Source organism: Pseudomonas sp. FeN3W (genome assembly GCA_030263805.2).
Taxonomy (GTDB): Bacteria; Pseudomonadota; Gammaproteobacteria; order Pseudomonadales; family Pseudomonadaceae; genus Stutzerimonas; species Stutzerimonas stutzeri_G.
Genome location: CP136010.1, coordinates 2,592,413 through 2,606,016, shown reverse-complemented (window position 1 = coordinate 2,606,016; position 13,604 = coordinate 2,592,413). Strand labels below are relative to the sequence as shown.

Genomic DNA, 13,604 nt, shown 5'->3' with positions numbered 1-13,604 from the left:
TGCAGTTCGTTGGGTGCTCAAAGCTAACCATCAGCGGGTCTTGGATGCACTTTCTGCATTGCCATCCTGCTCCTTGTCTTCCCTCACTGTCCGGTAAGCCTGGTGGGGATGCTTTTCGCTTTCCGGATACAGCAGCGTCAGTATGCCGGCCTCGCGCATGGGCTTGAGGTGCATGCGGGTGAGTTCGCGAGAGTCCTTGCGCCCGAGGATCTGCGCCAGCTCCTGAGCGGTATAGGGACGCAGCGCGCACAGCTCGCGCAGCAGTTCACGCACCGTGGCCTGGCGCGGTTTCAGACCCGCCGCCTGGATGCGTTGCAGCAATTCCGCTGGAATCCCCACAAGAGCTTGTGGGGATTGCGGGTCGAGCTTGTGGGGATTTGCCGAAATAACCACATCCTCCCCTGAGCTTGTGGGGATTTCCAAGGGCAGCTCAGCCTGTACGGTTTCGGCTCGCGGTGCGTGCTCCGCCGAGTTCAGTACATAGTAGGTGCGGCTACCCGCGCCCTGCTTGAGCAGCAGGCCGCGGTCGCGAAGCCGGCGCAGCACCTGGCTGGCGGCCAGGGTATCCGAGCCGCAGAAATCCCGGCAGGCGGTGTTATCCACCGCTCCGGTGGCTCTCACATAGATCAGCACCTTGGCCTCATCGGAACCCAGATTGCTGCCGGCATAGTTGCGCAGCCAGACGTGGTCTTCTTCCGTCAGCAGATTGTGCAGGAACAGGGTGAGCTTGAACTCATTGGCCTGGCGGTCCGAGTGAAACTCTGGCAGTGGCAGGCCGGCATCGGCCGCCAGCCGGCGCATGGCACGAATGCCGGTGCCCTTGGCCTCGGCCAGGTGCAGATCATGCAGCACCGCCGCGATGGCCGGATTGCGCAGGCGCGAACCGGGCTGGCCCAGCTGTGCCGGCTCCTTGAGGGAGTAACCAGCATTACGGATCTCGATGCGGTTGCTGTAGCGGATGATCTGCGTCGGGCTGTGCTGGGCGTAGTTGCGGTGCATTGCAGCATTGGCCAGCGCCTCTCGGATCACCTTGCGCGGCAGGATGGGCTCCTGAACGCTGTGCAACTGGCCCTCGGGCAGGCGAAAGCCCTTGGGCAGCTCATCGATGATGCTGGCTTCGGCCTGCGGTAACGCCAGCAACAGAGGCTTGCGGATGTCGATGGACTGGAAGCGGTTTTCCGGGTCTTCCACCCACTCGGTACCAGGTACACGGATGTAGTCGATGCGCACCATAGGGAGCAGGCGGCGCAGGGCAAGCGGCTTGCCGAGCAGCACGATGCCGGCCAGCGTCGGTTGCAGCGTGCCGTCCACCCGCCGTACCGCCCCCAAGGCTTCGAGCATGTCTGCGTCGCCATAGGCCAGCTCTTCTGCCTGTGGATTGATGCGAGCGCGGTCACGCCGGTAGGCGGCAATGGCGGCAGGGTCGAAGTCGTCCATCCGGGCATCGGATAGGACACTGAAATCGGGGCCGTGCAGGGGCTGACTTTCCCCCCGCAACACCCACAGATCTTCATCTACGCAGCGCTGGTCACTGGAACCAATACGGCGGTAGGCGCCACCCGGCAGGCCCGTGGCCTTCTTGTAGATGGGCTTTTGGGTGACATCGGCCTCGGGCACATAGACCACCAGCAGCGTCTTGCCTTGCACCTGTTCCAGCTGCATTTCCGGGCGCAGCGTGACGTTGAGCATGCTGGCGCACTGGCTGGCGAGATCACGCTGCACCTTATCCGGATCAGGCAGTCCCGCTGGCCGGTAAACGGTATCGCCCTTGTCGTTGACCGCCCAGTCCACCCCCAGCAGCAGGTAGCCACCGTCCAGGCCGGGTTCATTGGCGAAGGCGACCACGGTCTCCATGACCGACTTGCCGATGTCGCTGGAACGCTTGGCCTCGATCCGGGCGGACTCGTCCACCGCATTGAGCTCGTCCAGCAGTTCGATGGCGCTACGCATCGGCTCCCTCCTGCGCGATCAGCCCATCCAGCGTTTCCACCAGTTCATCCATCTGCAGCCAGAACGTCCGGCCGCAGTCCTGCCAGCTGGCCCAGGCTTCCTGCAAGCTCTGCGCCGGCTGGCCTGCCGAGGCGCTACCGCTCTGGCGCTTTACGTAGAGCGGGATGGACAGGTTGAAGCCGTTGCCGGCGAGGTCGTCCAGGGTGGCCACGCGGGCGAAGCCCGGCTCGTCGGCAAACGCCTGCCAGGCATCGAGGATGCGCTTTTGCTGCTCGGCCTTGAGGAAACTCTGCGCCCGCTCGCGGGTCACCTCGTTGACGGCATCGATGAACAGCACCTTACCCTTGCGCTCGGCAGGCTTGTGCCGGTTGCAGATCAGAATGCAGGACTCCATCGGCGAGTTGTAGAACAGGTTCGGCCCAAGGCCGATGACGCCCTCGACCCAGTCCTGCTCGACCATCTTGGCGCGCATCGACTGCTCCTCGTTACGGAACAGCACTCCATGCGGCCATAGCGCCGCGCTGCGGCCCTTGTCGCTGAGGCTGGCGAGAATGTGCTGCTGGAAGGCGTAGTCAGCGCGTCCCTGAGGCGGCGTGCCGAGGAAGTTGCGCCCCCAGGCGTCCTGCTCCCAGGCCGTGCGGTTCCATTGTTTGATCGAGTACGGCGGGTTGGCCAGGATCACGTCGAACTTGCGCAGGCGGTCGCCGGCAATGTGCTTGGGCTCCGCGAGGGTGTCGCCACGGATGATCTGGAAGTCCTCGACGCCGTGCAGGAACAGGTTCATCCGGGCGATGGACGAGGTGATCAGGTTGCGTTCCTGACCGTAGAGCTTGAGGGTGCGGTACTCGCCCCCGGAGCGCTTCACCTCGTCGAGCGCGGAGATCAGCATTCCGCCGGTGCCACAGGTGGGGTCGTAGATCGACTCGCCAGCCTGGGGCTTGAGCAGCTGGGTCATCAGGTGCACGACGGTGCGATTGGTGTAGAACTCGGCGGCGGTGTGGCCGGAGTCGTCGGCGAACTTCTTGATCAGGTACTCGTAGGCGTTGCCCAGCTCGTCCTCGGGCACGTTGGCTACCGAGAGGGTCTGGGTCGAGAAGTGCTCGATCAGGTCCTTGAGGGTCTCGTCAGGGAGGCGCTCGCGGTTCGTCCAGGCCGCATCGCCGAAGATGCCGTCGAGCAGCTCCGGGTTGGCCGCCTCGATATCGCGCATGGCTTTTTGGATGGCCATGCCAACATTCATCGGCACCTGGCGGACATCGCGCCAGTGCGCGCCGGTCGGGATCTGGAAGCGATGGTTCTCGGCGAACTCAGCGTAGGACAGGTCACCATCCGACTCTTGCAGGGCGGACTGGTACTCCTCGTCCCATACGTCGGAGACACGCTTGAAGAACAGCAGCGGGAAGATGAATTGCTTGTAGTCGCCGGCATCGATGAGGCCGCGCAGCAGGACTGCTGCGCCCCAGAGATAGCTTTCCAGTTCCTGTTGAGTGATGCGCTTAGGACTGCCTAGCTTCTCTTGTTCCATTTGAGCAAACTTTTCCTTCAAGCGTATACGCGCAGCGTTCGCCATTTCTTCAGTGAAGATCTTGTTGTCTTTGAAAGGGCGGTCTGAACTCATTGCAACCATCCTCCTTCAGTCATGACCTGCACGAGCCGTTCTTCCGCCTCGCGGCAACGGTTGAGCGCCTCCTTAAAGGCTGCAATCGCTTCCGGCAGCGGCGGGATATCCTCCTGCAACGGTGGCAGCACGTAGCGCGAGATATTCAGCGTCCAGCCTTCGGCCTTGATCTCGTCGAGGTCGACGATCCGCACGGCGTCCAGCACATCGGCGAAATACTCGTACCACACTTGGATCTGCTTGGCGTGTTCGAGCTCCAGGAAGTTTTGCGCCCGGCCACGGCGGAACAGGCGCGAGGCATCGGCAATCATCACCTTGCGCTTCTTGGCCTCGGGCTTGCGCAGGCGCAGCAGCAGGATGCAGGCGGCCAGGCCGGTGCCGTAGAAGATGTTCGGGGCCAGTCCGATGACGCCCTCGATCAGATCCATTTCCAGCAACTTCTGGCGAATGGTGCCTTCCACACCCTTGCGGAACAGCGCCCCCTGCGGCAGTACCACAGCCATGCGCCCGTTGCCCTTGGCCATGGACTTGACCATGTGCTGGACCCAGGCGAAGTCGCCGGAGCCGGACGGCGGTACACCGGCGAAGTTTCGCCCAAAGGGATCGTTCGCCCACAGCTCTTCCCCCCACTTCTCCAACGAGAACGGCGGGTTGGCAATCACGCAGTCGAAGGTGGCCAGGCGGTCGACATCGTAGAACGCCGGGTTGCGCAGGGTGTCGCCGCGAACGATCTGGAAGTCTTCGATGCCATGCAGGAACAGGTTCATCCGGGCGATGGCGGAGGTGGTTAGGTTCTTTTCCTGGCCGTAGAGCTTGCCCCACAAGCGTTTGACGTCGCCGTGCTGCTCCTTCACGTGCTGGACAGCGGCCAGCAGCATGCCGCCCGTACCGCAGGCAGGGTCGTAGATGGTTTCGCCTTCTTTCGGATCGAGCATCTCGATCATCAGGCGCACCACGCTGCGCGGGGTATAGAACTCACCAGCCTTCTTGTTGGTGGCGTCGGCGAACTTCTTGATCAGATACTCGTAGGCGTCCCCCAGCACGTCAGATGCCACGTTGCGGTTACCCAGGGGCAGGCGCGAGAAGTGCTCGATCAGGTCTTTCAGCAGCGCATCCGAGAGGCGCTCCTTGTTGGTCCACTGGGCGTCGCCGAACACACCGTAGAGGGTTTCGGGGTTGGCTCGCTCGATGGCGCGCATGGCCCACTGCAGGGCTGAGCCGACATTGACCGACTTTTCCCGCACGTCCTCCCAGTGGCAGAACTCGGGGATCTGGAAGCGGTGCGACTCGGGGAACAGTGCCAGCTCTGCGTCGCCGCTCTCCTCGACGATCTCGGCGTATTCCTCGTCCCAGACATCGCAGATGCGTTTGAAGAAGAGCAGCGGAAAGATGTAGGTCTTGAAGTCAGCTGCGTCCACCGGGCCGCGCAGGATGTTGGCGGATACCCAAAGGTGCGATTCAAGCTGAGCTAAGGTGATCTGGTGGGTACGCAACGGTGATGATCTTCTGAGTACGGTTCAGGTGTTCTTGGTGCGCGCGAAGAGTGCACGCTCGGTTAACCGACGATGATACGCGGCTATAGCCGTGGAGGCTTAGTTTTGACGGTAACATTCAGAGCTTCCTCTCTATCTAAGGCATGGGCATTGCCTTTTTTTGAGGGCACGGCACGAAGACCCTGAACCGGTAGGGCCTAGAGACATATCTATCCTTGTCCTCAGCCCCTCCCCTACGGTACAGATCAAAGGCTGTACCGTAGAGGGGGGCTACAGGCCCAGCATGCGGCGAACCGCAGCCCTATCAAGCTCAGCGTGTTCTTGACTTATACGATCTAAATGTTCAAGCGCATCCAGTATTCGCTTTTCTTCGGGATCCATTGGTTGGGGCGGGGAGTCTAGCGAAATATTTGTTATATCTTGTATGGCTCGCATTGATTCAAGTGTTCTAGCTAAATGTGAGCTGATTTTTCGGACTATTCCGAAGTTCCGCTCAGCTTCAAGTATTGCTTTCTTTTCGCTCTTCGTGCATTTCTTGAAAGCCCTGGCTGGAAGCTTAAAGTCAACAAGTTCTGTAGTGTCGATTGGGGTGGAGAATTTGGACTTTCCAGAATACTTTCGCCATCTGATTGTTACTGCTGTGACCCCTTGCTCGATACTGCAGATGTGGGTCCAGAATCGAAAGTTCGGATTGCTTTCTTGATCTAGCCTCCTGGAGGCTTTGTAGTTTTCGACAACAGCTTCTGCAAAATAAAACAATAAACTAACAATTCGCTGGATTTCGCTGCTGAACACTACCTTTGAGGCATTTGCATTTTCGTGAAGCTCCGCGATGGCTAGGCTCAGTTTGTTTTTCTGCATCTTATACCTCAATGCTGTTTTGGTGGTGCCATTCTGCTAGGCATTGTGAGATGTATCCTGCAACGAGAAAGGCGCGCTAGAGCGCTGTGTAATTGAGCGAAAAGGGCGTTTACGCGAAGCGCGGAAGGTTTGTAGCGAGTGATAATAGTTGTGTCGAGATAAAGCGGAGAATGTCATGGCTGGCATACATGCTCGGCAAGCTATCCAAAGCCTTAATGTGCTTCGTCGGACGGCTGTCTTGTTGAAGAGCCTCCAGTCCTTGCTCGGTACCGTCTCAGTGCGAGGCTTTCAATATTCTGATTTTAGTTATCGCTATTGGCTTATTTCCTCGAAGGCTTATTTCTTAGTGCTTGGGGATCTGAAGCAAGTTGACATGGCGTTGTATTATAGGGTCTGTTCGATACTGGCAGTTGTTGAATCGTTTTTGGCGGACTTTCCATTTGAACGTGAAGAGGTTATGGAGAGTCTCGGATCGATTCGTATTTTGACGATCAACTGTCGGTTGAGGGTTGGGCGAAGTATAAAATTAATCAAGCCTATGCTGCCTTCAGTTGAAGATTGCCAGCGAGGTTGATTCTTTTGCAGTAGGGCGGCCGCAAACTGAGTGCAACACCAGGCCTTTCGTTATGGCGCTGCCCCTCCTACGACTACTCCGAATGTTGAAAAGCGCACTACCATTCAGATTGGCCATGCCTAGGAGCTCAGTCTTCACAGGGTTTGCATACTTGATCAGGATGATTTCCCTCGATCCTTAACCGTGGACCTGCGTCGCAACCGGGACGCCGGCGGCCACTACTTCAGCCCAGCAGCGCATGCAGGCCCCCGCGTGAGCGTGCCGACCTAGGGGCAAGCTATTGCCAGAGACCGAGCACTTCGAGTGGCCCATATGTTGCAAGCATTTGTCTCATGAGCAGGTTGCCGGCCAGCATGCGCAGCATGAACATACCCAGACGTAGAGAACCTACGTCGCCCGCCGGAGATCAGAAGTCTGTCTGATGTCCTGTCATTGGGAAGGCGACCTGGTTAAGCGCATCAGCGGCTACCTGGCGGCAGCAAACAGAATATCAACGGACTGTTTCGTCAGTACCTGCCGAAGGGCCCTGACCTGTCGGTACAGTCGGAACAGCTGGGCCTCAAGTGCTTTGCAATAGAATATGGGTATCCGGATTTTTTGGTTGATTGGCTCATATCATGATGACGGAACCAACCATCAGCTCAGCGGATTACCTGGTTGATGACGACTCTTCTTCACGGCCCCTGCAAGTTTGCAGCAACGCCCAGGTTCGCATGCCGAGATACGCAGTGAGGCTTCGCGATCAACACACCATGCATTCACAATGTCACTGCAAGGTCCGGCATGTCTCTGCTCAGTCCTTACGGCCTGAGCTAGCCCTATACAGCTGTTGTTTGCTCTCCTCGCTGATCCCCGTCAGGATGCCGCAGGCATTGATCTCCCGACCCTCGTTGCAACTCGCCCTCAGTGAAACGAGTTGTTGCTCAAGCGCTTGCAGAGCAGTTATCTGCGACCGCACATGAGAGATGTGGTCATCGAGCATGGCGTTGACGGCGGTACAAGGCTGGCGAGGGTCGTCCTGATAGCTCTGTAGCTCGCGAATCTCTGTCAGTGACAGGTCCAGAATTCGGCAGCGGCGGATAAAGGCAAGCCACTCGCCATGCTTCTCGGTATAGACACGGTAACCATTCTCCTGCCGTTCTGGCGGCGGCAACAGGCCCTGCTGCTCATAGAAGCGGATCGTCTGCGTGTCGATACCCGCTATCTGGGCTAACTGACCAATGCGCATCAGGCTTACTCCTCAACGGATCATCTGTCCCATTGACCTTATAGTAGCTATATAGTTTTTAATACTAGCAATCTATGTTGGTTAACTGGAGCCGTATCGTGAGTAAAGCCTGTGGTGGCCCATGTAGCTGCGATGCAACGCCTGCAGCGGATACCGATATGCCGGTCTCCTCCGAAGCGTCAGGGGAATGGGTCAGCGTGTATGCTGTGCCGAAGATGGATTGTCCCTCAGAAGAACGGATGATCCGCTTGGCGCTGAACGGCTTTGATGAGATTCGAACGCTGTCCTTCGACTTGTCGAACCGCCGATTGGAGGTCGTGCATGACGGCGAGGCTGAGCCCATTACCGCGAAACTGGCGACCTTGGGGCTAGGCGCCTCTCTTCAGGAAACCGTCATTGCCGACCCAGAGACGATCAAGGCCGCTGAGAGCTCGGCAGTCTCTGCTACGCAGGAGTCAGGCACTCTGCGCGTGTTGCTCGGTATCAATGCGATCATGTTCGTGGTGGAAATGACTGCTGGCCTGATCGCCCAGTCTACCGGCCTGATCGCTGATTCCCTGGATATGTTTGCCGATGCAGCCGTCTATGGCCTGGCTCTCTATGCCGTAGGGCGCAGTGCGAAAATGCAGGTACGTGCCGCGCATCTGGCAGGGGTACTGCAACTGATTTTGGCTATCGGCGTACTCGTCGAGGTGGTGCGACGCTTTGTTTTCGGTAGTGAGCCTGAATCGCTGATGATGATGGCGATCGCCTTCGTCGCGTTGATCGCCAATACCGGTTGCCTGCTGTTGATATCCAAGCACCGCGAAGGCGGCGCGCATATGAAGGCAAGCTGGATATTCTCGGCCAATGATGTGGTGATCAACATGGGCGTCATCGCCGCCGGTGCCTTGGTCGCCTGGACGGGGTCCAGCTACCCTGACCTGATTATCGGTACCATCGTGGGCCTGATCGTCCTCAACGGCGCTCGGCGCATCCTGGCGCTCAAGGGGTGAGGCTGCACGGTACGCAGCTATCGATGCCTGGGACACTTGATCGAAGTGGCTGTACAAGCGCGCTAGGCCTGAACGACAGCATATAGCGCGAAGGCTCGGAGCCAGCAAGGTAGCGTATCTAGGAATCAACCAAGGAAGGAAGATGATGGATAGTATCTGGCTGGTACTCGGCCTGGCGCTGTTGCCCGCCTTAGGCAATTTTAGTGGTGGGCTCGCTGCGGAGGCCTCCCGAACTACCGGGCGCCGTCTCAATTACGCCCTTCACGGCGCTGCCGGCCTCGTCATTGCGGTGGTGGCGGTTGAAATCATGCCGCGCGTGCTAGAGAACCTCTCAGCCTGGGTAATCGCCCTCGCTTTCGCGCTGGGCGGCATTGCTTACGTAGGTATCGAGAAGCTCGTTGAGAGTCTCCAGAAGCGACAAGGCCAGCAGGGAGAAGGCGGTCAGACGAGTGTCTGGATGATCTATATCGCCGTATCCATCGACCTGTTCAGCGATGGCCTCCTGATCGGGGCGGGGTCGGCGGTCTCACCGTCGGTCGCGATAATCCTGGCGGCGGGTCAGGTTCTCGCCGATGTTCCTGAGGGCTTTGCGACGATCGCCACCATGAAAGATAAAGGAATCCCTCGTAGCAAGCGGATACTGCTCTCTGCTTCCTTCGCGATTCCTGTGCTCTCGGCAGCCGTCTTTGCTTACTTCGTACTCAGGAACCAGCCGGAGGCATTTAAGCTAGCGGCACTGACGTTCACGGCAGGCCTTCTCACGGTCGCTGCCATCGAAGATATGGTCTCCGAGGCTCACGAGAGCGGTGACGATACGCACATCTCACCGCTGGCTTTCATAGGCGGCTTCGTCCTGTTCGTTCTGGTATCAGCGGGCTTGGAAGGGGTGGTATCGCAAAGCTAACGTACTGCTCCCCAACACAGCCACTGTCGTGCTGGCCGAATACGAAGCAGCTCCCAGCTTACGGCGCACCTAGTCGAGTCCAGAAACATTCACTTTGCCACCCTGGCCAGCCGGCCGAATGAATTGACGCAGCTTGATTAAGCGGAGCAAGAAAGCATGAGCCACAGGGTTGATCCTGGATTCGGAGGCGAGAGAGCATTGGGTGATAAGTGCGCGCTACCCTCTAGCCTATACACGGGCGTGCGCTATAAGCCGCTTCTGACAGGGGGGATGGCTCTACTTGCTGGAGGCGCCATGCCGCTTGCCTTTGCCCCTGTGGGCTGGGCATGGCTTGCGGTGATCGCTCTGGCAACATTTTTTGTCCTGACCGCGCAGTCTTCAAGGCGTCAGGCGCTGTGGTCGGCCTACCTCTTTGGCCTTGGCTACTTCGGCGTGGGTGTCTCCTGGGTCTTTATCAGCATTAGCCAGTACGGCAATGGCCCCGTGGTGGCGGTGTTAGTCACGGCGGCCTTTGTCTCGCTGCTCGCCCTCTTTCCATGGGGCGTCGCGTACCTCGTGCGCTGCCTGCGCCCTGAGATGGATGCAATGGCACTCTGGCTAGGGCTACCTGCGGCATGGGTGCTGAGTGAATGGATGCGCACCTGGTTCTTGACCGGCTTTCCCTGGCTCTTCATTGGCTACAGCCAGACCGACACCACACTTGCCACTATCGCTCCCGTCTTTGGCGTGCTTGGCGTGAGTTTACTGGTGGCACTTCTCGCTGGCGGGCTTGCCTGGGTTGTCCAGGGGCCAAGCCTGCGCCGTGCTGCGGTAGTCGGTGCCGTGTTAGTCGCTACCCTCGCCGGCTTGCAACTGCTGGATCGTGAATGGACGCAGCCAGCCGCTGACCCGATCGATGTCGTCCTCTTGCAAGGAAACATCGCGCAAGACAAGAAATGGGACCCGAGATACCGGGACATCACACTTGAGCGCTATCAGGCGCTTACCGCGCAGCATCTCGGAGCCGATATCGTGATCTGGCCAGAAGCGGCAATCCCGATGTGGCATGACCAGGCCAAAGCATATCTTGCTGAGCTTGAGGCGTTAGCCGATCAGGCAGGCACATCGTTAATGATTGGCGTCCCGGTACGCGAGGCGGAGGGCCGTACCTACAACGCCGTGGTAAGCCTCTCCGATCCCTCAGGCTTCTACTACAAACGCCACCTGGTGCCCTTCGGTGAATATGTTCCGTTTCGGGATCTTTTGGGGTCGGCCCTCGACGTGCTCGGGGCGCCCATGTCCGACTTCACACCGGGACGGGAAGCGCACGTCCTGAATGCAGCAGGGGTGCCCGTAGGGGCACTCATCTGCTACGAGGCGGTCTTTGGTGCCGAAGTCACTGAGCTTCTGCCCGAAGCGCAGTTACTGGTGAATGTCAGCAACGATGCCTGGTTCGGCAGCTCGCTCGGCCCCCTCCAGCATTTCCAGATGGCACGCATGCGTGCCATCGAAACCGGACGTGACCTTCTTCGAGCCACGAACACCGGTATCACAGCAGCCATCAATCATGAGGGCAAAGTGCTCAAGCGTGCTCCGCAGTTCGAAGTGGCCACCCTCAGCGCCGAAGTGACACCGCGAACTGGCGCGCCCCCTTATGTGCGCTGGCGGGATTGGCCTGTCCTTGGCCTGACCGCACTCGGACTCGGCCTGCTCCTGCTCCGTCGAATTCGTCGGCATCATCGGTTGGGTACATGACGCTTGTTATTTAGCAGCGAGCAAATTCTAGATTGGGTCAGGAGGAAGGGGATATGTCTACTTATGGCAGTCGGCTCGCAGAGAAAGCCCACGAGCCGGGAAAGGCGATGCGCTGGCTGTGGCTCTCGCTCCTGTTACTGTTTGTCGATCAGGCGAGCAAGTACCTTGCCAGCACCATGCTAGCGCATGGTGAAAGCGTGCCTGCCGCACCCTTCTTCAATTGGGTCCACCGCCACAATACGGGGGCGGCCTTCAGCTTTCTCGCGGATGTCGGCGGTTGGCAGCAGCCGCTTTTCATCGGACTGGCCCTGGTTATCTCGATATTACTGGTGTACTGGCTTTGGCGTTCACCACGCGTACTGAGTTATCGGCTCGCCCTCAGTGCGATCCTCGGCGGCGCGTTGGGCAATGTCGCAGATCGCTTGCGGTTAGGCTACGTAGAGGATTTTCTCGATTTTCACTATGCCCAGTGGCACTGGCCATCGTTCAACCTAGCGGACGTATGGATCTTCCTCGGTGTCGCCCTCTTTATTTGGGCGGAAATACGACATCAACCAGGCAGCCGCCGCCGCTGAATCGCCTAGCGTCTTCGCTATCGCATGCTTGACTTCCGGAATAGGCGCGTCCTGGGCCTTGATAAGGCGGCACGCCTTCATGAGCCAGCTGTACGTTCCTGATGCACGACTGCTGCCAAGGGCTCTGCTGCATCCTAACCAATCTGGAAGAGCGCACCCTGCTGGACCTGCTACCCGGTCGTCAGCAAGAGAGGGTGACAAGACGCCTCATGAGCATGGCCAACCGCCACCAGGTCGAGATCGTCAGCATGGACATGTGGAAGCCCTACCGCCGCGCCTTCCAGACGGTGCTGCCACAGGCCCGTATCGTGGTCGATAAGTTCCACGTCGTGCGCATGGCCAACGAGGCCTTAGAGAAGATCCGCAAAGGCCTAAGGAAGGAGTTGAAGCCCAATCAGCGCCGGACCCTCAAAGGTGACCGGAAAATCCTGCTGAAGCGCGCTCACGACGTTTCAGACCGCGAACGGCTCATCATGGAGACCTGGACAGGAGCATTCCCCCCAGCTCTTGGCGGCTTACGAGCACAAGGAGCGCTTCTACCATATCTGGGACTGTACCAATCGGCGTGGTGCCGAACAGGCTCTCGCCACCTGGATTGACAACATCCCTCAGGGGCAGAAGGAGGTTTGGAAGGATCTCGTCAGCGCCGTCAGTGGCTGGCGTGAAGAGATGCTGACCTACTTTGAGACCGACATCCCGATCACCAACGCTTTCACGTAGTCGATAAACCGCCTAGCCAAGGACAAAAACCGTGATGGCCGGGGCTATTCGTTCGAGGTAATGCGAGCCCGGATGCTCTATACCACCAAGCACAAGAAGAAGGCGCCACAAGTCAAGGAATCCCCGTTTCTGGGCAGAGCCACCATGACCTACAACATGGGACTCCCCGAGCCTGAGAAGAACTTCGGTGTCGATCTATCAACCTTCTGGAAGGACTAAGGGTTGGATGGGGCTGGAAGGCCCATCAACCACTTAATCCGGATACCCTAGAATATTAGTTCGTACTAACGCTTCGGCTTTAGGCTCTACGGATTTTCGTGTGTAATCGATCGCCGTCGACAGTCCCGGCCAGACGGTTCGCGACTAATTGCCGGCGGCCGGTAAGCCAGGCGCCGCCTGAGGTGTGGTATCGGCTCGCGGCGCCCAGGAGCTATCAACACCTAACCTGGTCGGGACCGTTTCCAAAGGGTTTTTTGGAAAGCCCGGCTTAGGGGTGAGCTTATGAATGATCAGCGGGATGCGCAGCGTGATGCCGCATATTCAATTCAATAACCCTGTTGCACTCAAGTCTGCATGTCGGGAATGGACAAACACAGCTTGGTTTGCTTGACGGCTGGTGGCTTGATGACGCTCATCTGTCGACGCTATAGCTTTCGGCGCTGGCCGGTTTAGTCACCATCGATAACCAGCAGGCTGCCAGTCAATAAGCATCAGATCCGGTGCGCGTTTTGGCTGCTGCGAGGTTGATGGGATAATGGGCGCCAAGGGGGGGCAAAGCCTAGCGTTCTGCTAGCCCGGCGCTAGCCCGGCTTAGAAACGAAAAAGGCCCGCATCGCTGCGGGCCTTGTTCTATATGGTGCCGGCACCAGGAGTCGAACCCGGGACCTACTGATTACAAGTCAGTTGCTCTACCAGCTGAGCTATACCGGCAAGTGAGGGTCGCCATTATATC

At 58.6% G+C, this 13,604-nt stretch carries 10 protein-coding genes, 1 tRNA gene and 1 pseudogene; 6 read left to right on the top strand and 6 right to left on the bottom strand.

The window, feature by feature from the left end:
• Window positions 1-30 precede the first annotated feature (30 nt).
• The 4 genes from P5704_012445 to P5704_012430 all read right to left on the bottom strand — a co-directional run bounded on the left by P5704_012445 (window position 31) and on the right by P5704_012430 (window position 5,922).
• Entirely contained in the window at window positions 31-1,950 is a 1,920-nt protein-coding gene (locus P5704_012445; GenBank protein WOF76892.1) for an ATP-binding protein, read from the bottom strand.
• Window positions 1,943-3,475, bottom strand: a complete 1,533-nt coding sequence (locus P5704_012440; protein WOF76891.1) for a class I SAM-dependent DNA methyltransferase — start codon at window positions 3,473-3,475, stop codon at window positions 1,943-1,945. Before P5704_012440 ends, P5704_012445 begins: the two co-directional genes overlap by 8 nt.
• An 89-nt stretch (window positions 3,476-3,564) precedes the next feature.
• Window positions 3,565-5,061, bottom strand: coding sequence for a class I SAM-dependent DNA methyltransferase (locus P5704_012435; GenBank protein WOF76890.1), 1,497 nt, complete (start codon window positions 5,059-5,061; stop codon window positions 3,565-3,567).
• A gap of 270 nt (window positions 5,062-5,331) precedes the next feature.
• Window positions 5,332-5,922, bottom strand: coding sequence for a hypothetical protein (locus P5704_012430; GenBank protein WOF76889.1), 591 nt, complete (start codon window positions 5,920-5,922; stop codon window positions 5,332-5,334).
• A 175-nt stretch (window positions 5,923-6,097) separates the two neighbouring features.
• Here P5704_012430 and P5704_012425 point away from each other — a divergent pair, with 175 nt between their 5' ends.
• Complete coding sequence (locus tag P5704_012425) at window positions 6,098-6,496, top strand: hypothetical protein (GenBank protein ID WOF76888.1); 399 nt, start codon at window positions 6,098-6,100, stop codon at window positions 6,494-6,496.
• A gap of 793 nt (window positions 6,497-7,289) precedes the next feature.
• Here the strand turns inward: P5704_012425 and cadR are convergent.
• A complete protein-coding gene (gene cadR, locus P5704_012420) occupies window positions 7,290-7,724 on the bottom strand; it encodes a Cd(II)/Pb(II)-responsive transcriptional regulator (protein WOF76887.1) in 435 nt (144 codons plus the stop codon).
• Window positions 7,725-7,822: 98 nt separating this feature from the next.
• Here cadR and P5704_012415 point away from each other — a divergent pair, with 98 nt between their 5' ends.
• From P5704_012415 to P5704_012395, 5 genes and pseudogenes are all read left to right on the top strand, one after another.
• A complete protein-coding gene (locus P5704_012415) occupies window positions 7,823-8,719 on the top strand; it encodes a cation transporter (protein ID WOF76886.1) in 897 nt (298 codons plus the stop codon).
• A 142-nt stretch (window positions 8,720-8,861) separates the two neighbouring features.
• Complete coding sequence (locus tag P5704_012410; protein WOF76885.1) at window positions 8,862-9,623, top strand: ZIP family metal transporter; 762 nt, start codon at window positions 8,862-8,864, stop codon at window positions 9,621-9,623.
• A gap of 294 nt (window positions 9,624-9,917) precedes the next feature.
• Window positions 9,918-11,357 (top strand): apolipoprotein N-acyltransferase, encoded by a 1,440-nt coding sequence (gene lnt, locus P5704_012405; GenBank protein ID WOF76884.1) that lies wholly within the window; start codon window positions 9,918-9,920, stop codon window positions 11,355-11,357.
• Between the two features lie 53 nt (window positions 11,358-11,410).
• Window positions 11,411-11,932: a signal peptidase II gene (lspA, locus tag P5704_012400; protein ID WOF76883.1), complete on the top strand. Its 522-nt coding sequence runs from the start codon at window positions 11,411-11,413 to the stop codon at window positions 11,930-11,932.
• 128 nt (window positions 11,933-12,060) lie between these two features.
• Window positions 12,061-12,871 (top strand): annotated as a pseudogene (locus P5704_012395) (ISL3 family transposase).
• Between the two features lie 635 nt (window positions 12,872-13,506).
• Here the strand turns inward: P5704_012395 and P5704_012390 are convergent.
• Window positions 13,507-13,582, bottom strand: a tRNA-Thr gene (locus tag P5704_012390).
• Between the last annotated feature and the right edge of the window lie 22 nt (window positions 13,583-13,604).